This window comes from Blautia stercoris (genome assembly GCF_054657695.1).
Window position 1 is genome coordinate 83,878 of the sequence record NZ_BAAHYF010000003.1, and the last position, 20,236, is coordinate 104,113.

Below are 20,236 nucleotides of genomic sequence, written 5' to 3' on the forward strand. Positions count from 1 at the left end.
TTAAATTCGCCGGAAAAAAACTTTAACCAGCATGGTATTTAATCTATGATACATGATTTTTGATGGGATTGCAAGGAAAATGGCTTTTTCAAAAAATATAAATTTGGGGACTGTTGAAAAAAGCAAAAGTATGCTATAATATGTCGGATATAAAGTGGAAGATGAAAGACCACAGAAATTGCTTTGATTTACGAAAGGATTTTAATCTGATTATTATGAATAGAAATAAAAAAATATATAAAACTTTAATGGGAGTAACATTGGCTTCTTCATTGGTACTTAGCGGAGCTGTTCCACAAAACGGATTACATATCACACAAGTATCTGCTGCATCAGAACAGAATCAGGAAAAAAGAATGATTTATGTAGATGGTACCAAATCAGACAGCGGTGACGGTACTTCAAAGGCAAATGCGGTTAATTCGCTGGAAAAAGCAAAAGAATTATCTACAGAAGGAGCAAAAATTCTGGTTTGTGGAACGATTACCATTTCAGAGGAGACAACGCTTCGGATGCCGACGCAGTTTGAAGTGAGCCGTGCAGAGGGCTTTACAGGACCAATTCTTTCAGTTACAGGCAAGGGAAAAGTAACCTTAACTTATGCATGGCTAAATGAATCTGATGTAGATACTACAAAGGCAGACCTTGGAAAGTCTGCCTTTGTAGTGGGTCAGAAGGAAGAACAAAAAGCAGAGCAGGGTGAAACCAAAGACCAGGATACCAAAAAAGAGAACACAAAAGAAGAAAGTTCTGAAAAAACAGATACGAAAGAAGATGCTTCGAAAGACGCAGAGGAATCGAATCAGAAAGAGACAGAGCAGAAAAAGAAAACAGCACCGGAAGTTGTCTTTCCGGGTTCTTTGACTATGAGTGAACCAGGTGCGTTAAATACACTTTCTTTAACGGAAAATTTTTCCGGAGATGGAACATTTCGCTTTGCAGAGCCGGATAAAGTGATGGATACCTATCAGAGCCAGCAGCAGATTATTTTTACACCAAATGATATTGAGACGTATGATTATTCCGGTGTGGAAGGCTGGAGTGAACAGGGCGAGGAAGTAGTCCGTTACATTACTGTGTTTGTAGATTCTTTAAAATCGCAGGAGGCACAAGGCGAGCAGGAAGGTTCAAAAGAAGAAGCTAAGGATGAGAATTCACAGGAAAATACGAATGAGACTGTAACAGAAAACCCGGCAGAAGATACCGTACAGGAAGAGAATAAAAATACTTCGGAACAAACCCCAAGTGATTCCGAAAATGAATCGGAAACGACAGAGGAGACGAAAGAAACAGTTGGTTCTGAAGAAGGCGCACAGGAAAATGCAGGGGAACAGCAAATTCAGGAGACAGAAAATACTGGAAAAGAGAAAGATGCTTCTGGTGAAACTTCAAACAAAATAACTGGTGAACAGACTGTCAGGAACACTCAGAATCAGGAAACAGCAGAATCAGACCAGACCGAAGAGAAAGCTCCAATTGGAAACCTGGAAGACAGTGCAACAGGAATTAAAGTAGACGGAGATTTTCTTCCACCTTATGTGGATTTACGAGTGTCAAAGATTACAGATAGCGATATAGAAGAGGTGGATATCGAGGCAATTTTAAAAAGCTATGAGATTACGCTTTGGAATTTAAAAACCGATGAAGAATACGAAGTTCCGGAAGGAAAGAAAGTTACGGTGAGGATTCCGGTTCCGGAAGGGGCGCAGCTTTATGAATCCTTGATTATTGCTCATTACATGGAAGAAAAGGGAGAGTATGAATACTTTGTCGCCGGACAGAATCTGAATCTTGCAGATGGATATCTGGTGTTTGAGACAGCGTCTTTCAGCCCATTTAATATAGGCGGAAATCAGTTGGTCGGAATTGGAACAAAGAGTCCAAATCATAAGCCAAGTGTTTCTTATTATAGTGATGCGACAGCAGGAAGTCTGACAATGGTTCCGGCAGCAGGAAATACGATGGCATCCTCAAAGACAGCCTCTAATTCCGGTACGAAGAAAAACAGTACAGATTCTTCGGTGAAATCCGGTATAGTGGTTGCATCGAGCGGAATTGGAACAAATTTAAATAGAAGTAGTTCCGGTCAGAGTGATTCTTCTGTAACACCGATTGAAAAGCCAATACTTTTGACATCACAGGGTAGTGGAGCAGTGTCAGAAAGTACAACTGCTTCCACAAGTGCCTCTTCCAATGCGAAAACAGGAGACAGTATGAATCTCTTTGCGTGGATGGGTACAGCGGTTGCATCATTTGCGATTATGGTAAAAGCAGACCTGACCAGAAAGAGAAGAAGAAAAAGCAGAAAATACATGAAAAAATAAGTGATAGAATAAAAGTCCTTTCCATATTATAGATTATATGATGAAAAGTACATCTATAAATATGGGAGGGATTTTTTTGGAACAAAGCGTAAAAACACAATCTAAATTGACACAGATGATAAAAATGTTACTTGTCGCATATCTTGTAACAGGTTTGCTGCTGTTAATTCTGGCATTTTTACTTTGTAAATTTCAGTTAAACGAAAACCAGATTCATCTTGGAATTTTAGTTACATACATTTTGTCCTGTTTTGTGGGAAGCTTTGCACTTGGAAAAAGCATCAGACAGCGTTGCTTTTTGTGGGGAATGGGACTGGGGGCTTCTTACGCTCTGCTTTTAACCGTAGTGACATGGATAACCGAGCGCAAGATACAAGGTGATCTGAAAGAGTTTCTTATTACCTATGGACTATGCATTATGGCAGGGGCACTTGGGGGAATGTTGTCTTAAATAAAAATACTTGCCTATCTATAAGGTCCTATGCTATAATAAACGAAAGCGCATAGGCGTAAAAATTGTATCAATACAGGAGGAATATGTGATGAAACATATCAAAACATTAAATACAAAAAGTTTACAGAACACAGTAAAAAAAGGTGGATGTGGCGAATGCCAGACTTCATGTCAGTCAGCTTGTAAAACATCCTGTACAGTAGGAAACCAGAGCTGCGAAAACAAATAATAGTATTTTTTAGAAACAATAAAAACAGGAAAAAGAATCCTGCCTGCAGGATTCTTTTTCCTGTTTTAGAGAAGAGTAGAAAGGGATAAAGTTGTGATTCATCGTTATAAAAATAATGGTTATAACATCGTACTTGATGTAAATAGTGGCTCTGTCCATGTGGTAGATGATATTGTTTATGATATTGTAGGATGTCTGGAAGAAAAAATGTCAGAAGCAGCCATTTTGGAAAAATTTAAAAATCAATATAAAGAAGAAGATATTCGCACAGCAATTGAAGAATGTCGGGAATTAGAAGAAGCGCAGATGCTGTTTACAAATGATATTTATGAAAATGCGATTGAGAGCTTTAAAGACCGTCCAACCGTAGTAAAAGCACTGTGCTTACATATTGCGCATGACTGTAATCTTGCATGTAGATATTGTTTTGCGGAAGAGGGAGAGTATCATGGAAGAAGAGCCCTGATGACTTATGAAGTCGGAAAACAGGCACTTGATTTTCTGATTGCAAATTCCGGAAACCGCAAAAACCTTGAGGTTGACTTCTTTGGAGGAGAACCTCTTATGAACTGGAATGTTGTTAAGGAATTAGTTGCTTATGGACGTTCACAGGAAAAGATTCATAATAAACATTTTCGTTTTACTTTGACAACAAACGGTGTGCTCTTAGATGATGACATCATGGAGTTTGCCAATGAAGAAATGGACAACGTTGTGCTTAGTATTGACGGAAGAAAAGAAGTTCATGATTTTATGCGTCCGTTCCGTAAGGGAAAAGGAAGTTATGATTTGGTTGTTCCGAAATTCCAGAAGTTTGCAGACAGCAGAGGGCAGCAGAAATATTATGCAAGAGGAACATTTACCCATCATAATCTGGATTTCTCAGAAGATGTACTGCATCTGGCTGACCTTGGTTTTGAACAGATTTCTGTAGAACCGGTTGTAGCAGATGAAAAAGAAGAGTATGCAATCAAAAAAGAAGATATTCCAAAAATCTGTGAAGAGTATGATAAGCTTGCAAAAGAAATGATTCGACGCAATAAAGAGGGAAAAGGATTTAACTTCTTCCACTTTATGATAGATTTGACAGGAGGTCCTTGTGTATACAAGAGGCTGTCCGGATGCGGTTCAGGAACAGAATATCTGGCTGTCACTCCTTGGGGAGATTTATATCCATGCCATCAGTTTGTTGGTGAGGAAGAATTCCTTATGGGAAATGTCTGGGACGGGGTTAAGAAACCGGAAATTTCCTGTCAATTCAAAAACTGTAATGTCTACGCAAAGGAAAAATGTAAAAACTGTTTTGCCAGATTTTATTGTAGTGGCGGATGTGCTGCAAACTCTTATAATTTTACAGGCAGAATTGATGATGTTTATGAAATCGGCTGTGAACTGCAAAGAAAAAGAGTAGAATGTGCGATTATGATAAAAGCGGCTATGGCAGAAGAAGAGTAAGACAGGACAGAGAATTAAGAGGCAATCAGCAAAGAAAGGAAAAATCATGAAGAAAAGCAGAGGAATTCTCGTGCTGATACTGACGGTGTTTATGACTGCATTTTTAGTCTTTACATCAGCAGTTGGTTTAGGACCAACAGGAACAGGAGCCGCAAAGAATATTAAACGCGGTCTTGACCTTTCCGGTGGTGTCAGTATCACTTATGAGGCATCAAAAAAGAATCCTACAGATGATGAGATGTCAGATACCATTTATAAGCTTCAGAAACGTGTAGAAAACTACAGTAGTGAAGCTCAGGTATACAAAGAAGGAGACAATCGTATTAACGTGGAAATTCCGGATGTAACAGACGCAAATGCGATTCTGGAAGAACTCGGAACACCAGGTTCTCTTTACTTTATTGCACATAAAGGTTCTGACGGAACAGAAAATTATTCAACAACAGATGGTGTTACTTATACCTTAAATAAGACCATCGAAGAACTTGAAGAAGACGGTTCGATTGTGCTGACCGGAACAGATGTAAAAACGGCAAGCGCACAGGTCGTGCAGGATGACTTGAAAAATAATACAAATGTTGTTGATTTAACACTGACAAAAGACGGAACAGATAAATTTGCGGAAGCAACAAAGGCGGCTTATGAGGACAGCCATGATTCCATCGGTATTTATTATGATGGTGAGTTCGTAAGTGTACCTAGTGTAAATGCGGAAATTAAAGACGGAAAAGCTCAGATTTCCGGAATGAAAAATGCGGAAGAAGCAGAAAGTCTGGCATCTACCATCCGTATCGGTGGTCTGAAACTGGAATTAAAAGAACTTCGCTCCAATGTAGTAGCAGCACAGCTTGGAGAAGAAGCAATCGCAACCAGTTTAAAAGCAGCCGCAATTGGTCTGATTTTAGTTATCTTATTTATGATTCTGGTTTATCGTGTACCTGGTGTCGTAGCCGGTGTAGCTCTGATTATCTATACCTGCCTTGACTTAATTTGTTTAAATGCGTTTGATTTGACGCTGACTCTTCCAGGTGTAGCCGGTATTATTCTTTCAATCGGTATGGCAGTGGATGCAAATGTTATTATCTATGCACGTATTCAGGAGGAAATCAGCGCCGGTAAAAGCGTTCAGACTGCAATTAAGAGCGGATTTCAGAAGGCTTTTTCTGCAATCTTAGATGGTAATGTTACAACCTTGATTGCAGCATTTGTATTAAACTGGCTCGGAACAGGTTCTGTGAAAGGATTTGCACAGACATTGGCACTTGGTATTGTATTATCCATGTTTACTGCACTTGTTGTATCACGCTTTGTTATGTATGCAGTTTACGCAGTCGGAGTCAGAGATAAAAAATTCTATGGTGTAAAAAAAGAAAGAGAACCGATTCGTTTTCTTGCAAAAAAGAAAATTTTCTTTACAATTTCTCTGATCTTAGTGCTTTCTGCACCGGTAGCTATGATAATCTTTGGTAAGACAACAGGAAGTGCGTTAAAATACAGCCTGGAATTTCAGGGTGGTACTTCTACGAATGTAACCTTTAAGGAAGATATGACCATTCAGGAAATTGATTCTAAGGTAACACCGGTTGTAGAAGAAGTAACTGGTGATAAGAATATTCAGGCGACAAAAGTAGTGGGAAGTAATCAGGTGATTATCAAGACCATTACTTTAGACGTGGCAACCAGGGAGAAATTAGACAATGCACTGGTAGAAAACTTTGATGTAGACCCTGATTTAATTACAAGTGAAAGTATTTCTTCTACAGTAAGTAAAGAAATGCGTTCCGATGCAGTAAAAGCAGTCATCATTGCAACAATTTTGATGCTGTTATATATCTGGTTCCGCTTTAAAGATATCCGTTTTGCAGGAAGCGCTGTACTTGCACTGATTCATGATGTACTGGTTGTACTGGCGTTCTATGCGATTGCACGAGTATCCGTAGGAACTACCTTTATTGCGTGTATGCTGACCATTGTTGGTTACTCCATTAATGCGACTATCGTTATTTTCGACCGTATCCGTGAAAACTTAAAGACAGCCGGAAAGAAGAAAGATTTGGAACTGGTTGTAAATACCAGTATTACCCAGACCTTAACAAGAAGTATTTATACTTCTCTGACTACCTTTATCATGGTATTCTTCCTGTTTGTGCTTGGAGTTTCTTCTGTACGTGAATTTGCAATGCCGCTTATGGTAGGTATTGTATGCGGTGGATATTCTTCTGTATGCATTACCGGAGCGCTTTGGTATGTGATGAGAACAAAACTGAAAAAGAAATAAAGCTTGAACGCAGATAAGCATTCCCCCCGCTTCAAGTGCGCAGAGCACTAAGCGGCGGGTGGGGGGAATGCTTCTGTCAGTGAGAGTTGAAAGCTCTCACTGACAAATTGCGAAGCGACTGCGTTCATGAGCAAGTAGCGAAGCGGATTGCGAATGTCCGCTTTACAAAGAGACTGTGTAAAAGCAGTCTCTTTTTTATTTGTATCATTGTATAAGTGTGGTATAGTATATATAATAGAAGAAAAAACAGGAAGATAAGGACAGAAATGACATGCAAAAATGGATGGTTTTGGCAAAAAAGGCAGATTTTTATGGAATCGGCAGGAAATTTGGAGTCGACCCAGTGATTGCAAGGGTGATTAGAAACAGGGAACGGATAAGTGAAGAAGAAATTGAACAGTATCTGCATGGAGGGATGAATCAGATTTATTCGTTTCAGTTGATGAAAGGAATGGAGAAGGCACTGGAGCTTTTACTGGAAAAAATCGGGGAAAAGAAAAAAATACGAATTATTGGAGATTATGATATTGACGGCGTATGCTCGACTTATATTCTATTAATTGGCTTAAAAAAAGCAGGAGCAATCGTAGATATTGATATTCCGGATCGAATCAAGGACGGGTATGGAATCAGCAAAGAATTGATTGACCTTGCCTATCAGGCTGGAACGGATACGATTATTACCTGTGATAATGGGATTAGCGCCATGGAACAGGTTGCCTATGCAAAAAGTCTTGGAATGACAGTGATTGTGACCGACCATCATGAGATTCCGTATGAGGAACAGGAAGATGGCAGTATCAAAACAATTCTTCCGCCTGCGGATGCGATTGTAAATCCAAAGCAGGAAGGGTGCCGGTATCCGTTTAAGGGAATTTGCGGGGCAATGGTAGCATACAAGCTGATTTGTGGTTTGTATGAGAAAAACGGATTTCCAAAAGAAGCGCAGGAAGAGTTTATTGAATTTGCAGCGATTGCAACGGTTGGTGACGTGATGGATTTGCAGGATGAAAACCGCATTGTTGTAAAAGAAGGACTTAGAAGAATGAAAAATACAAAAAATTATGGTTTAAGAGCCTTAATTCGTGTCAATCATTTAGAAGAGGCAGAACTGACCGGTTATCATATCGGGTTTGTCTTAGGTCCTTGTATTAATGCAAGCGGACGGTTAAGTACAGCAAAAAAAGCGTTGAATCTCTTACTTTGTAAGGATGAAAAAAAAGCGCAGGAACTGGCAGAAGAATTAAAAGCGCTAAATGACAGCAGAAAAGAAATGACGCAAAAAGGTGTGGAACAGGCCGAAAAGCTGGTAGAGACAACAGAGTTAAAAGAGGACAGGGTGCTGGTAATCTATCTACCGGACTGCCATGAAAGTCTGGCCGGAATTATTGCCGGACGGATTCGAGAAACATATAACAAACCGGTCATTGTATTGACAAAAGGAAAAGATGGAGTAAAAGGTTCTGGACGCTCGATTGAAACTTATCATATGTTTAAAGAACTGGTAAAATGTAAGGATTTGCTTTCTAAGTTTGGAGGTCATCCGATGGCAGCAGGACTTTCCCTGCCGGAAGAAAATATTGAGGCATTTCGTAGAGCGTTAAATAAAAAATGCACATTAACACAGGAAGATATGATGGAAAAAGTTTTAATTGATGTACCGATGCCGATTTCTTATGTGACACTTCCACTCATCCGTCAGCTTTCTTTGTTAGAGCCATTTGGAAAGGGAAACAATAAGCCGGTTTTTGCAGAGAAAAATATAAAAATTACACAGTGCAGAATTTTTGGAAAAAATAAGAACGTAGTAAAAATGAAGCTTTACGATAAAAACGGAATCTGCATGGATGGAGTCTGGTTTGGAGATGGAGAAGCGTTTGTAAATGAAATTCAGGAGAAAGAACGTTGGTCAATTGCCTACTATCCGTCTATTAATACATACAATGGACGGGAATCTATCGAAATTATCGTGCAAAATTATATTTGATCCCGAAATGAAAAGATGTTATACTAAATATCACATTTAAAAATTCGATTTAAATTGACAAATTCGAAAATATAAAAGAGGAAGCGGGGAAGAACGAATTATGAAAAAGCTGGAAGAATATGTAAGAAGTATTCCGGATTTTCCGGAGCCTGGAATTATTTTCAGAGATGTAACAAGCATTTTGCAGGATGCGGATGGATTAAAGTTAGCAGTAGATTCCATGCAGGCACTTTTGGAAGATACGGATGCAGATGTTATTGTAGGAACAGAATCAAGAGGATTTATTTTTGGAGCTCCAATCGCGTATAACTTACATAAACCGTTGGTTCTGGTAAGAAAAAAAGGAAAGCTTCCTTGCGAGACAGTAGAAAAAAGTTATGATCTGGAATATGGAAGTGCAACTATTGAAATGCATAAAGATTCTATTAAGCCAGGTCAGAAAGTAGTAATTGTAGATGATTTGATTGCAACAGGGGGAACCATTGAAGCAGCTGCCAAATTGGTAGAAGAATTAGGTGGAACAGTTGTAAAAGTTATCTTTTTAATGGAACTGGAAGGATTAAAAGGAAGAGAACGTCTGAAAGGATATGACGTGGAATCTGTTATCAAATATCAGGGAAAATAGAAATCAGGTGAACGAAGATATGGAAAAAAATCATACATCATCGCTTCAGGACGACGAAATTGCTAAAATTAAAAAAGCAGATGCAAGCGTCAAAACCATGGAAGATTTTACCAGTCCGGAGGTTTTATATAAGGAACTGATTTCAAGTGTAAAGAAGTACCATCCGTCTACTGATATTTCCATGATAGAAAAGGCGTACCAGATTGCAAATAATGCGCATAAGGGGCAGCTGAGAAAATCAGGAGAACCCTATATTATTCATCCGCTTTGCGTTGCGATTATTCTGGCAGATTTAGAGCTGGATAAAGAGACGATTGTTGCAGGGCTTTTGCATGACGTTGTCGAAGATACGGTTATGACAACCGAAGAAATTACCGAAGAGTTCAGCGCAGAGGTTTCTCTTTTGGTAGACGGAGTAACCAAACTGGGACAGTTGAGTTACTCGGCGGACAAGATAGAAGTGCAGGCGGAAAATTTAAGAAAAATGTTTCTTGCCATGGCAAAAGATATTCGTGTTATTTTGATTAAATTGGCGGATCGTCTGCATAATATGAGAACATTGAAATATATGCCGCCTCATAAGCAGAAAGAAAAAGCCAGAGAAACCATGGATATCTATGCACCGATTGCACAGCGTCTTGGTATTTCAAAAGTAAAAATAGAATTAGATGACCTGTCATTAAAATATCTGAAACCAGATGTGTATTATGATTTGGTAGAAAAAATCAATCTCAGAAAAAGTGAAAGAGAACTTTTTGTGGGAGAGATTGTAAAAGAGGTAAGACAGCATATTGAGAATGCTGGAATTCATGCACAGATTGACGGACGTGTCAAACATTTTTTCAGCATCTATAAAAAGATGGTCAATCAGGATAAAACACTCGATCAGATTTATGATTTATTTGCAGTGCGTATTATCGTAGATACCGTGAGAGACTGTTATGCCTGTCTTGGAATTATTCATGAAATGTATAAACCGGTTCCGGGGCGTTTTAAAGATTATATTGCAATGCCAAAACCAAATATGTATCAGTCGCTTCATACAACCTTGATTGGACCGAAAGGACAGCCGTTTGAAATCCAGATTCGTACGTTTGAAATGCACAGAACAGCAGAATATGGTATTGCTGCCCACTGGAAATATAAAGAGGTTTCCAATAATGGCGGAAAGGAAAATACAACTCGTCAGGAAGAAGAAAAGATGAGTTGGCTGCGTCAGATTCTGGAATGGCAGAGAGATATGTCTGACAATAAAGAATTTTTGAGTCTGTTAAAAAATGACCTTGATTTATTTTCAGAAAGTGTATACTGCTTTACACCGGCAGGAGATGTTAAGACTCTTCCAAATGGCTCAACTCCGATTGATTTTGCGTACAATGTACATAGTGCAGTTGGAAATAAAATGGTTGGAGCGCGTGTCAATGGAAAATTGGTTCCGATTGAGTATGTGATTAAAAATGGAGACAGAATTGAGATTATCACTTCACAGAACTCAAAAGGTCCAAGTCGTGACTGGTTAAAAGTAGTAAAAAGTACACAGGCTAAAAATAAGATTAATCAGTGGTTTAAACAGGAGAGAAAAGAGGACAATATCTTAAAAGGAAAAGAGATGTTGAACCAGTATGCAAAAGTAAAAGGTTTTTCTCTTGGAAATCTGACAAAGCAGAAATATCTGGAAGCCGTTATGAAAAAATATGGTTTCCGTGACTGGGACTCCGTACTTGCTGCCGTTGGACATGGCGGTTTAAAAGAAGGTCAGGTTTTAAATAAGCTGTTAGAGCTGTATAATAAAGACCATAAGGCAGAACTGACTGATGAGAAAGTATTAGAGGCAGCATCAGAGAACAATAAAGAAAAGATTCGTCCACATAAAGGAAAAAGCGGGATTATTATAAAAGGAATGAATGATTTAAATGCCCGTTATCCAAAATGCTGCAATCCGCTTCCGGGAGATGAAATTGTAGCTTATGTTACACGTGGACGCGGTGTTACGATTCATCGTACGGATTGTGTCAATGTCTTAAATATGTCAGCAGAAGAACGCCAGCGTCTGATGGAAGCAGAATGGGAGAGTACAACAGGCGGTGGAGAAAATGAACAGTATACGGCAGAGATTACGATTTATGCGTATAACCGTACCGGCTTGATTGTAGACGTTTCAAAAATTTTTACAGAACGAAAAATTGATATTTCATCGATTAATACCAGAACAAGCAAACAGGGAATTGCAACCATCAGTCTGGCATTTGATGTAAAGAGTAAGGAAGAGCTCCAGAGTCTGATTACAAAAATCAGACAGATAGAGAGCGTAAAAGATATTGAACGAACAACCGGTTGATAGGATGTACTCTCGGAATTTTCCATGTTTTTTTGCGAAATTAACATAGAAAGATTCCAAGAGTACGTTAGATAGAGAAGGAGCAAAGCGATGAAGAACTTAAATCTCAGGTCACTTGTGGTAGGACCGGTTATGACGAACTGCTATTTTCTGCAAAACAAAGAGACGACAGAGTTGATTTTAGTAGACCCGGGTGCAGAAGCAGAACGCATTAGCAAAATGATTGAGAAACTGGGAAAAAAACCAGTTGCAATTTTACTGACTCATGGACATTATGACCATATGATGGCAGTAAATGAATTAAGACAGGAATGGAAAATTCCAATTTTTGCATCAAAAGCAGAAAAAGAGACACTTTCCAATCCTGAAATTAATCTTTCTCTTGAATGGGAAGGAAGAGGATATACGGTAGAAGCAGATGAATATTTGGAAGATGGACAGGAGATAGAACTTGCAGGATCTAAAATTCGCATGTATCTGACTCCTGGACACACAGAAGGTTCTTGTTGTTATTACTTTGAAGAGGAAGAACTTCTCATGAGCGGGGATACTATTTTTGAAGGAAACTGTGGAAGATGCGATTTGCCAGGAGGAAGTTTTGCGCAGATGCAGATTAGTCTTCATAAAATCATTGATCATCTTCCGCAGGAAGTACAAATTTATCCGGGACACGGAAATGAAACCAGTATTCGTCATGAAAAATCATATAATCCTTATCTATAAAAAGTATCAAAAGAGGAATCTATATGATAGACATAGTATTTAATAAAAAAGAATTTGAGTATGATGCGTATACTCTGATTAAAGCGTTTTATCCTCAGGAAGAGGTTTCAATTCTTTATGAGGGAGAGGAAAAAACAGAAACTTTTCAAGAAAAAGAAGAAGCTTTTCTTGTGGTGAAAATCACCTATAACAAGGAAGATACCAGACTGGAAATTTTGAAAAATAAAGAAACGGTGTTTGAGGAAACGATTTTTTTGGCTTCGGATGATGAGCGAAAAGAGAGAAAAAATAAGTTAAAGCAGGCATTGTATCGTGGACTTTCAAAAGAAACAAAAAAAGTGCTTCCATGGGGAGATTTAACCGGAATCCGTCCGACAAAGATTGCAATGGGACTGATTGAAAGTGGAATGAGCAATGTGGAAACCGCTGAGTTTATGAGAAATACTTATTATACGAGTAATGAAAAGACAGCACTGGCGATTACAATTGCAAATCGGGAACGAGCACTCTTAGCAGACATTGATTATAAAAATGGCTATAGTCTTTATGTGGGAATTCCGTTTTGCCCAAGTATTTGCCTCTATTGTTCGTTTAGCTCTTATCCTTTAGTGAAGTGGAGAGATAAAGTAGACGCCTATCTGGATGCACTTTGTAAGGAGCTGACTTACATTGGAGAGACCATGAAAGTGCGGACACTTGATACAATTTATATCGGAGGTGGAACACCTACGACTTTAGAGCCGGAACAGTTAGAGAGGTTGCTTTCTCATATTGAATGTTGTTTCCCGACCCGTGAAGTGAAAGAATACACCATAGAGGCAGGACGTCCGGATAGTATTACCAGAGAAAAACTCGAAGTGATTCGAAAATATCCGGTTACAAGAATTTCTGTGAATCCTCAGACGATGAATCAGGCAACGCTGGATTTAATCGGACGCAGACATACGGTGGAGGATACACGACACGCCTTCGCGTTAGCGAGGGAATGTGGATTTGATAATATAAATATGGATTTAATTGTAGGTCTGCCGGGTGAGTGCGCCAAAGATGTACAAAAAACATTAGAAGAAGTAAAGAAGATGGAGCCGGACAGTCTTACCGTTCATTCACTGGCAATCAAGCGTGCAACCAGACTCCATCTGTTTCAAGACCGATATCAGGAGATGTCCTTTGAAAATAATCAGGAGATTATGGATATGGCAATGAATTGTGCCAGAGAGTGTGGCATGGGTCCATATTATTTATACCGCCAGAAAAATATGTCCGGTAATCTTGAAAATGTCGGGTATGCCAAAGAGGATAAGGCAGGAATTTATAATATTCTGATTATGGAGGAAAAACAGTCGATTATTGCGGCAGGTGCAGGTGCATCGACAAAATTTGTTTTTGAAGACGGAGCGCGGATTGAGCGTGCAGAAAATGTAAAAGATGTAACGAATTATATTTCCAGAATTGACGAAATGATTGAGCGTAAAAGAAGTGGATTAAAGAAATATCTGGAGATAGGAAGTGCACAGGATGAGTGAAGCAATACAAGAGGCTTCATCTGAACCATTGATGCATTTGATTACGTTTGATCTGGAAAAAGAAATCAAACATGGAATACAGGTAAGTAATCTGGCATATCGAACCGGAAAAATGCTTGGTCTGGAAGAGACAATGTGTCATGAGCTTGCGGTTGCAGGGATTCTGCATGATATTGGAAAATTAAAGCTTAGAAATTATATTACGGCTGAAGAAAAACCTCTTATTGTAGAGGAAATCAAGTATGTCAGAAAGCATCCCAAGTTAGGGTATGAGAGTTTAAAAGAAAGAGGATATTCTGATTTTATACTCGAAAGTATTTATTATCATCATGAAAACTATGACGGCAGTGGATATCCGAAAAATTTATCAGGAGAGGAAATTCCGCTTGGCGCAAGAATTTTAAGAATTTGTGATGTATATGCAGCATTGACGTCAAAAAGAAGCTATCGAGATGCATTTTCGCCGGAAGTGGCAATGGAAATGCTCATTGATGAAGTGAAAAATTTTGATATGAAAATATTTCTTGCATTTCAAAGAACAATGCATGAGGAAGAGAAAGAAAAGGAGAAAGTGATATGCAGTTAAAGAAAAAACCAGTAACAGGAATGAAAGACATTTTACCAAGAGAGATGGAAATCCGTGATTACTTAATCGGATTAATCAAAGAGACTTACAAACAGTTTGGTTTTACTTCTATGGAAACTCCTTGTGTAGAACACATTGAAAACTTAACCAGCAAACAGGGTGGAGATAATGAAAAACTGATTTTCCGTATCTTAAAACGTGGAGAAAAATTAAAAATCAGTGAAGCAAAAGAAGAAAATGATTTAGTAGACAGCGGTCTTCGTTATGACCTGACTGTACCGCTTTGCCGTTTCTATTCAAATAATGCAAATGAGCTGCCATCTCCGTTTAAAGCACTTCAGATTGGAAATGTATTCCGTGCAGACAGACCGCAGAGAGGACGTTTCCGTCAGTTTATGCAGTGTGATATCGACATTTTAGGTGAGCCGACCAATCTTGCTGAAATTGATGTTATCCTTGCAACTTCTACTCTGGTAGGAAAACTGGACTTCGACAGCTTTACTATCCGTATCAATGACAGACGTTTCTTAAAAGCAATGGCTGCTTACAGTGGATTTGCAGAAGAATCTTATGATCAGGTATTTATTATCTTAGATAAAATGGATAAAATTGGTTTAGACGGTGTTGCAGCAGAACTTGAAGAATCCGGATTTGCAAAAGAAAGCATTGAAAAATACATTGATTTATTTGATAAAATCAGTGATGGAATCGATGGAGTACTTTACTGCAAAGAGAAATTGGAAGGCTTCCTTGCACCGGAAATTGCAGACAATATGACAACAATTATCGAAAGTGTATTAGAAGCAAAAACAGCAAACTTTGAAATTAAATTTGATCCGACACTGGTTCGTGGAATGTCTTACTATACAGGACCAATCTTTGAAATCAGTATTGATGGATTTGCAGGAAGTGTAGGCGGTGGCGGACGCTATGATGAAATGATTGGAAAATTCACAGGAACACCGACACCGGCAACCGGATTTTCGATTGGATTTGAGAGAATCGTTATGCTGTTAATGGAAAAAGGATTTAAAGTTCCGGGAAGCGCAGATAAAAAAGCATATCTGCTTGACAAAAAACTCTCATCTGCTAAACTGGTAGAGGTTGTTAAAAAAGCCGGTGAAGAAAGAAAAGCAGGTAAAAATATTAATATCGTATATATGAAGAAAAATAAAAAATTCCAGAAAGAGCAGCTTCTTTCCGAAGGCTATGAAATCATCGAAGAAATTTATAACGATTAATTTCGGCAACTAATACATCATTTACGATGTACGAAAGCTCTAAGTGAATTTAAGGGAGAAGAATTACAATGGCAGAATCAATGAAAGGGTTAAAGAGAACCCACAGATGTGCGGAAGTTACAAAAGCAGAAATCGGAAGCACGGTAACCCTTATGGGCTGGGTGCAGAAGAGTCGTAATAAAGGCGGTATTGTCTTTGTAGACCTTCGTGACCGTTCCGGTATTATGCAGATTATCTTTGAAAATGGAGATATTGATGCAGAGGGATTTGAAAAAGCCGGAAAATTAAGAAGTGAATTTGTCATTGCAGTAACCGGACATGTAGAAGCACGTTCCGGTTCTGTCAATGAAAATCTGGCAACAGGAGAAATTGAAATCCGTGCCAATTCTCTTCGTGTACTTTCTGAATCCGAGACACCGCCGTTCCCAATTGAAGAGAACAGCAAGACAAGAGAAGAAGTACGTTTAAAATACCGTTATCTTGATTTAAGAAGACCAGACCTTCAAAAAAATCTGATACTGCGTTCTAAAGTAGCAGTACTGGTTCGTCAGTTCTTAGCGGATGAGGGATTTTTAGAGATTGAAACTCCGATTTTAAATAAGAGTACACCGGAAGGTGCAAGAGATTATCTGGTACCGAGCCGTATTCATCCGGGAAGTTTCTATGCATTACCGCAGTCTCCTCAGATTTTTAAACAGCTTTTAATGTGCTCTGGTTATGACCGTTATTTCCAGATTGCAAAATGTTTCCGTGATGAAGACTTACGTGCAGACCGTCAGCCGGAATTTACTCAGATTGATATGGAATTATCTTTCGTGGATGTAGATGATGTTATCGATGTAAATGAACGTATGCTGGCTCATCTGTTTAAAGAAGTACTTGGAGTAGAAGTACAGCTTCCAATTCAGAGAATGACCTGGAAAGAAGCAATGAACCGTTTTGGTTCGGATAAACCGGATTTACGTTTTGGAATGGAACTGACAGATGTCTCTGATGTTGTAAAAGACTGTGAGTTTGTTGTATTTAAGAGCGCTCTGGAAATGGGTGGAAGTGTCCGTGGAATCAATGCAAAAGGACAGGGCAGTATGCCTCGTAAGAAAATTGACAAACTGGTTGAATTTGCAAAAGGATACGGTGCAAAAGGTCTTGCTTATATCGCAATTCATGAAGACGGCACTTTAAAATCTTCTTTCAGTAAATTCATGAAAGAGGAAGAAATGAAAGCACTTGTTGAAAAGATGCAGGGTGAAGCAGGAGACTTACTGTTATTCGCAGCCGATAAAACCAAACTGGTATGGGATATATTAGGTGCACTTCGTCTTGAAATGGCACGCCAGATGGATTTACTTGACAAGAACGAATACCGTTTTGTATGGATCACAGAGTTCCCATTATTAGAGTGGTCTGAAGAAGAAAACCGCTTTACAGCAATGCATCATCCATTTACAATGCCGATGGAAGAAGACTTACATTTGATTGACAGTGATCCGGGTGCAGTTCGTGCAAAGGCTTACGATATTGTCCTGAACGGAAATGAAATCGGTGGAGGAAGCGTCAGAATTCACCAGAATGACATTCAGGAAAAAATGTTTGAAGTACTTGGATTTACCAAAGAACAGGCCTACAATCAGTTTGGCTTCCTGTTAAATGCATTCAAATATGGGGTGCCTCCGCACGCAGGACTGGCTTATGGGTTAGACCGTATGGTTATGTTGATGGCAAAAGAAGATTCTATCCGTGAGGTTATTGCCTTCCCGAAAGTAAAAGATGCTTCCTGTCTGATGTCAGAAGCTCCGAATGTGGTAGATGAAAAACAGTTGAAAGAACTGTGTATCAAAGTAGATTTACCGGAAGAAACAACGGAAGAAAAATAAAAACATAAAAAAATACCGGAGATTGTCGTAAAAGACAGTCTTCGGTATTTTTTTACTCTACATCTTCCTGTACATCTGCAAGAGTACTGCTGACCCCGCCTAAAATCGCCTGTGCAAGATTCTGATCCATCTGCATCTTCCAGCTTGTTCCGTCGTTTGTAAGCGAAATTTCAACCGTTTCGCTTGTAGTTGCAGTATTGTCCTGTATTGCTTTTAACAAGAACTCTCTGCCTTTTTCATGGCGTCCAAGCAGTCCGGCTTCAAGGGCATCGGAAGACTGTACCCATTCAGAAATCTGTTTCTGGTAAGTCTCAAGGATGCTTGTAAAATCTGTACTGGTAATTTTTACCACTACTTTTGCAGAATTATTTTCTACAGAGTCACTTTTAATCTTATAGTCGAAAGATTTATGAATCTGTTCAGCTAGTGCGTGTGCGATGGAGCTGGTATAAGTATTGTCTGTATTAAGCAGACTGTCTAATGAGAGATAACGGTTGAGCTGTTCTGCATCAAATTTCTTGATGGTATCAAAGTGAATTTTGACAACCTGTTTTGGAGAGAGCAGGTTGGAATCAGACATATAAGTAAGAAAATTTCCGGATAGCTCATTATCAAAGTCGGTATCTTCCACAATTTCCCATACATTGTTTTTCTTTTTTAGTTGGACTTTAATATCAGATTCTACCTGCTTATAATCATGATTTTTGAGCGTCTTGTCAAGCAGCAGATAAGAGTCACTTAAGGAAAAGTCCACCTGGGATGGATTTGCGTCACCCTCGATTCTCTTTTTTAAGGCAGCAATTGCGTAGTCTTTTGCAAGGGCATGCGTATCCAAATTGTGAATGATAACATCTGCAGAGGCAGATTTGTCGTCGTATGAAACTTCCGAAATTTTGTAAGAAAAGTTTTTATAGAATTCTGTAAAAATTTCTGTGATAGAAGGGTCTAAATCAGACGAGTCATCCTGCTGTGCATCTGGAAACAGAAGCTGGAACGATAAATAAGTATTTATCTGAGTTGCATCCGGTGATACCAGATGGTCAAGTTCTGAGCTGATGGTCTGTCTGATGGCTTTTTCTTCTTTGCTGGCGCATCCGGTAAGCAGAACAGAAAAGAAAAGAAGAAAAGCTGCAAAAAAAAGTCGCTTATTCTGGAATTGAATCATAAAATTGTCTCCTTTAGTAAGTTTGCGATATGCTTTAAGTTTACCAGAAATTGTGAAAATGTCAAACAATTCAATCTCTTAAGGCATCTTAAGATTAAACTTTTTTGGAATAAAAGACAGATGTTTTAAAATCTGGTATACTCATGGCATACCAGATGAATGGAAAAAGGAGGTTTCTATGGCAAGAAAAAAGAAAATTCTAACAATAGCAGGTGGGCTGATTTTAATAGCAGTAATTGGAACAGGTGTGTATTTTGGAACAAGAAAGACAGAAACAAACAATACAGAGCTGGCTTATGTCTATCGGGTTTCCCTTATGAATCCGGCTTCTCAGGTTCAAAGGATGGCAGGGACGGTAGAACCGCAGGAAACATGGGAAGTACAGAAGAGTTCTGATAGAGAAGTGGAACAGATTCTGGTAAAAGCCGGGGATGAAGTAAAAGTTGGAACAGCATTGTTTGTTTATAATACAGAACAGACGCAGACAGAACTTGAAGAAGCTCAGCTTGAAATAGAACGTCTTGACGGAGAGATGGAAAATTTAAAAACGCAGATTGCCCAGCTTGAAAAGGAAAAGAAAAAAGCGGCAGAGGACGAAAAATTTTCTTATACAACGCAGATTCAGACCGCACAGACAGATTTGAAAAAATCAGAGTATGAAAAGAAAGCAAAACAGGTAGAAATTTCTCAAAAGCAGGATAAAATTGCAAATGCAACAGTGGTAAGTGAAATTGATGGAATTGTAAAGAGCATTAATGACGGAAGTGAAACAGATATGTATAGTTCAGATTCCAATGCGTTTATAACGATTCTGGCAACTGGAGATTACCGGATTAAAGGAAAGGTAAATGAACAGAATTTATCTGAGATTCAGGAGGGGGAAAAGGCAATTGTTCGTTCCAGAGTGGATGAAAACCAGACCTGGAGTGGAACATTTACGGCAGTGAATACAGATGAAGCAGAAAATAATAACAATAACATGTACTATGGAGCAACATCCACAGAGACTACGTCGAGTTCGTATTCTTTTTATGTAATGCTGGACAGTTCAGACGGACTGCTGTTAGGACAGCATGTTTACATTGAAAAGGATCTTGGAGAAGAACAAAGTGGAATCTGGCTGGATGAGGGGTACATTGTAAATGCGGATAGTAAACCTTATGTTTGGACGGAAGATAATAAAGGAAAACTGGAAAAGCGAGATGTAACACTGGGAGAATATAATGAAGAAACCTATCAATATGAGATTCAGTCCGGATTAGAAGAAAGTGATTATATTGCATTTCCGCAGGATTTCTTAGAAGAGGGTATGAAAGCAACTCATGAGGAAAGTGAGACGATATCTGATGAAGAAAGTACAGATGATACAGGGAAAATGGAAGAATCAGAAGAAATTTCAGAAATAGAGAGTGAGGAGTAAAGGGGAGACTT

The 20,236-nt window shown here is 38.8% G+C and carries 15 protein-coding genes; 14 read left to right on the forward strand and 1 reads right to left on the reverse strand.

Features of this window, described 5'->3' with window-relative positions; translation table 11 throughout:
- The first annotated feature begins 161 nt into the window (after positions 1-161).
- The 13 genes from ACYQ2D_RS16390 to aspS all read left to right on the forward strand — a co-directional run bounded on the left by ACYQ2D_RS16390 (position 162) and on the right by aspS (position 17,640).
- On the forward strand, positions 162-2,324 hold the full coding sequence (locus ACYQ2D_RS16390; RefSeq protein WP_459786261.1) for a hypothetical protein: 2,163 nt from the start codon (positions 162-164) through the stop codon (positions 2,322-2,324).
- A 76-nt stretch (positions 2,325-2,400) separates the two neighbouring features.
- The gene (locus ACYQ2D_RS16395; RefSeq protein WP_022302995.1) at positions 2,401-2,775 is read left to right on the forward strand and encodes a TIGR04086 family membrane protein; all 375 of its coding nucleotides are present in this window, start codon (positions 2,401-2,403) and stop codon (positions 2,773-2,775) included.
- A 91-nt stretch (positions 2,776-2,866) separates the two neighbouring features.
- Complete coding sequence (gene scfA, locus ACYQ2D_RS16400; RefSeq protein WP_022302994.1) at positions 2,867-3,007, forward strand: six-cysteine ranthipeptide SCIFF; 141 nt, start codon at positions 2,867-2,869, stop codon at positions 3,005-3,007.
- Positions 3,008-3,100: 93 nt separating this feature from the next.
- Positions 3,101-4,462, forward strand: coding sequence for a thioether cross-link-forming SCIFF peptide maturase (gene scfB, locus ACYQ2D_RS16405; protein ID WP_117456018.1), 1,362 nt, complete (start codon positions 3,101-3,103; stop codon positions 4,460-4,462).
- A 46-nt stretch (positions 4,463-4,508) separates the two neighbouring features.
- Positions 4,509-6,740, forward strand: a complete 2,232-nt coding sequence (secD, locus tag ACYQ2D_RS16410; protein WP_459786264.1) for a protein translocase subunit SecD — start codon at positions 4,509-4,511, stop codon at positions 6,738-6,740.
- A gap of 271 nt (positions 6,741-7,011) precedes the next feature.
- Positions 7,012-8,727 carry a single-stranded-DNA-specific exonuclease RecJ gene (gene recJ / locus ACYQ2D_RS16415; RefSeq protein WP_459786265.1) on the forward strand — a complete coding sequence of 572 codons (1,716 nt, stop codon included), beginning with the start codon at positions 7,012-7,014 and terminating at the stop codon, positions 8,725-8,727.
- Between the two features lie 100 nt (positions 8,728-8,827).
- Entirely contained in the window at positions 8,828-9,352 is a 525-nt protein-coding gene (locus ACYQ2D_RS16420) for an adenine phosphoribosyltransferase (RefSeq protein ID WP_022302990.1), read from the forward strand.
- A 19-nt stretch (positions 9,353-9,371) separates the two neighbouring features.
- Entirely contained in the window at positions 9,372-11,690 is a 2,319-nt protein-coding gene (locus tag ACYQ2D_RS16425; protein WP_187558378.1) for a RelA/SpoT family protein, read from the forward strand.
- 90 nt (positions 11,691-11,780) lie between these two features.
- Positions 11,781-12,413, forward strand: a complete 633-nt coding sequence (locus ACYQ2D_RS16430; protein WP_117456012.1) for an MBL fold metallo-hydrolase — start codon at positions 11,781-11,783, stop codon at positions 12,411-12,413.
- Between the two features lie 23 nt (positions 12,414-12,436).
- Positions 12,437-13,939 (forward strand): coproporphyrinogen dehydrogenase HemZ, encoded by a 1,503-nt coding sequence (gene hemZ / locus ACYQ2D_RS16435; RefSeq protein ID WP_459786267.1) that lies wholly within the window; start codon positions 12,437-12,439, stop codon positions 13,937-13,939.
- Positions 13,932-14,525 carry an HD-GYP domain-containing protein gene (locus ACYQ2D_RS16440; RefSeq protein ID WP_022302986.1) on the forward strand — a complete coding sequence of 198 codons (594 nt, stop codon included), beginning with the start codon at positions 13,932-13,934 and terminating at the stop codon, positions 14,523-14,525. The genes hemZ and ACYQ2D_RS16440 overlap by 8 nt, the downstream gene beginning before the upstream one ends.
- Complete coding sequence (gene hisS, locus ACYQ2D_RS16445) at positions 14,516-15,766, forward strand: histidine--tRNA ligase (RefSeq protein ID WP_022302985.1); 1,251 nt, start codon at positions 14,516-14,518, stop codon at positions 15,764-15,766. The genes ACYQ2D_RS16440 and hisS overlap by 10 nt, the downstream gene beginning before the upstream one ends.
- A gap of 68 nt (positions 15,767-15,834) precedes the next feature.
- Entirely contained in the window at positions 15,835-17,640 is a 1,806-nt protein-coding gene (gene aspS, locus ACYQ2D_RS16450) for an aspartate--tRNA ligase (protein ID WP_117456006.1), read from the forward strand.
- A gap of 52 nt (positions 17,641-17,692) precedes the next feature.
- On the opposite strand, the gene ACYQ2D_RS16455 is transcribed toward aspS, so the two are convergent.
- Positions 17,693-18,805 (reverse strand): hypothetical protein, encoded by a 1,113-nt coding sequence (locus ACYQ2D_RS16455; protein ID WP_118700969.1) that lies wholly within the window; start codon positions 18,803-18,805, stop codon positions 17,693-17,695.
- 178 nt (positions 18,806-18,983) lie between these two features.
- Here ACYQ2D_RS16455 and ACYQ2D_RS16460 point away from each other — a divergent pair, with 178 nt between their 5' ends.
- Positions 18,984-20,225 (forward strand): efflux RND transporter periplasmic adaptor subunit, encoded by a 1,242-nt coding sequence (locus ACYQ2D_RS16460; protein WP_117456002.1) that lies wholly within the window; start codon positions 18,984-18,986, stop codon positions 20,223-20,225.
- Positions 20,226-20,236 lie beyond the last annotated feature (11 nt).

What these genes read in the sequence shown, in the direction of transcription:
- ACYQ2D_RS16430 (WP_117456012.1), top strand. Translation starts at nt 11,781, where the DNA reads ATGAAGAACTTAAATCTCAGGTCACTTGTGGTAGGACCGGTTATGACG.
- ACYQ2D_RS16390 (WP_459786261.1), top strand. Translation starts at nt 162, where the DNA reads ATGAAAGACCACAGAAATTGCTTTGATTTACGAAAGGATTTTAATCTG.
- secD (WP_459786264.1), top strand. Translation starts at nt 4,509, where the DNA reads ATGAAGAAAAGCAGAGGAATTCTCGTGCTGATACTGACGGTGTTTATG.
- ACYQ2D_RS16460 (WP_117456002.1), top strand. Translation starts at nt 18,984, where the DNA reads ATGGCAAGAAAAAAGAAAATTCTAACAATAGCAGGTGGGCTGATTTTA.
- ACYQ2D_RS16425 (WP_187558378.1), top strand. Translation starts at nt 9,372, where the DNA reads ATGGAAAAAAATCATACATCATCGCTTCAGGACGACGAAATTGCTAAA.
- scfA (WP_022302994.1), top strand. Translation starts at nt 2,867, where the DNA reads ATGAAACATATCAAAACATTAAATACAAAAAGTTTACAGAACACAGTA.
- ACYQ2D_RS16455 (WP_118700969.1), bottom strand. Translation starts at nt 18,805, where the DNA reads ATGATTCAATTCCAGAATAAGCGACTTTTTTTTGCAGCTTTTCTTCTT.
- recJ (WP_459786265.1), top strand. Translation starts at nt 7,012, where the DNA reads ATGCAAAAATGGATGGTTTTGGCAAAAAAGGCAGATTTTTATGGAATC.
- hisS (WP_022302985.1), top strand. Translation starts at nt 14,516, where the DNA reads ATGCAGTTAAAGAAAAAACCAGTAACAGGAATGAAAGACATTTTACCA.
- ACYQ2D_RS16420 (WP_022302990.1), top strand. Translation starts at nt 8,828, where the DNA reads ATGAAAAAGCTGGAAGAATATGTAAGAAGTATTCCGGATTTTCCGGAG.
- hemZ (WP_459786267.1), top strand. Translation starts at nt 12,437, where the DNA reads ATGATAGACATAGTATTTAATAAAAAAGAATTTGAGTATGATGCGTAT.
- aspS (WP_117456006.1), top strand. Translation starts at nt 15,835, where the DNA reads ATGGCAGAATCAATGAAAGGGTTAAAGAGAACCCACAGATGTGCGGAA.
- ACYQ2D_RS16440 (WP_022302986.1), top strand. Translation starts at nt 13,932, where the DNA reads ATGAGTGAAGCAATACAAGAGGCTTCATCTGAACCATTGATGCATTTG.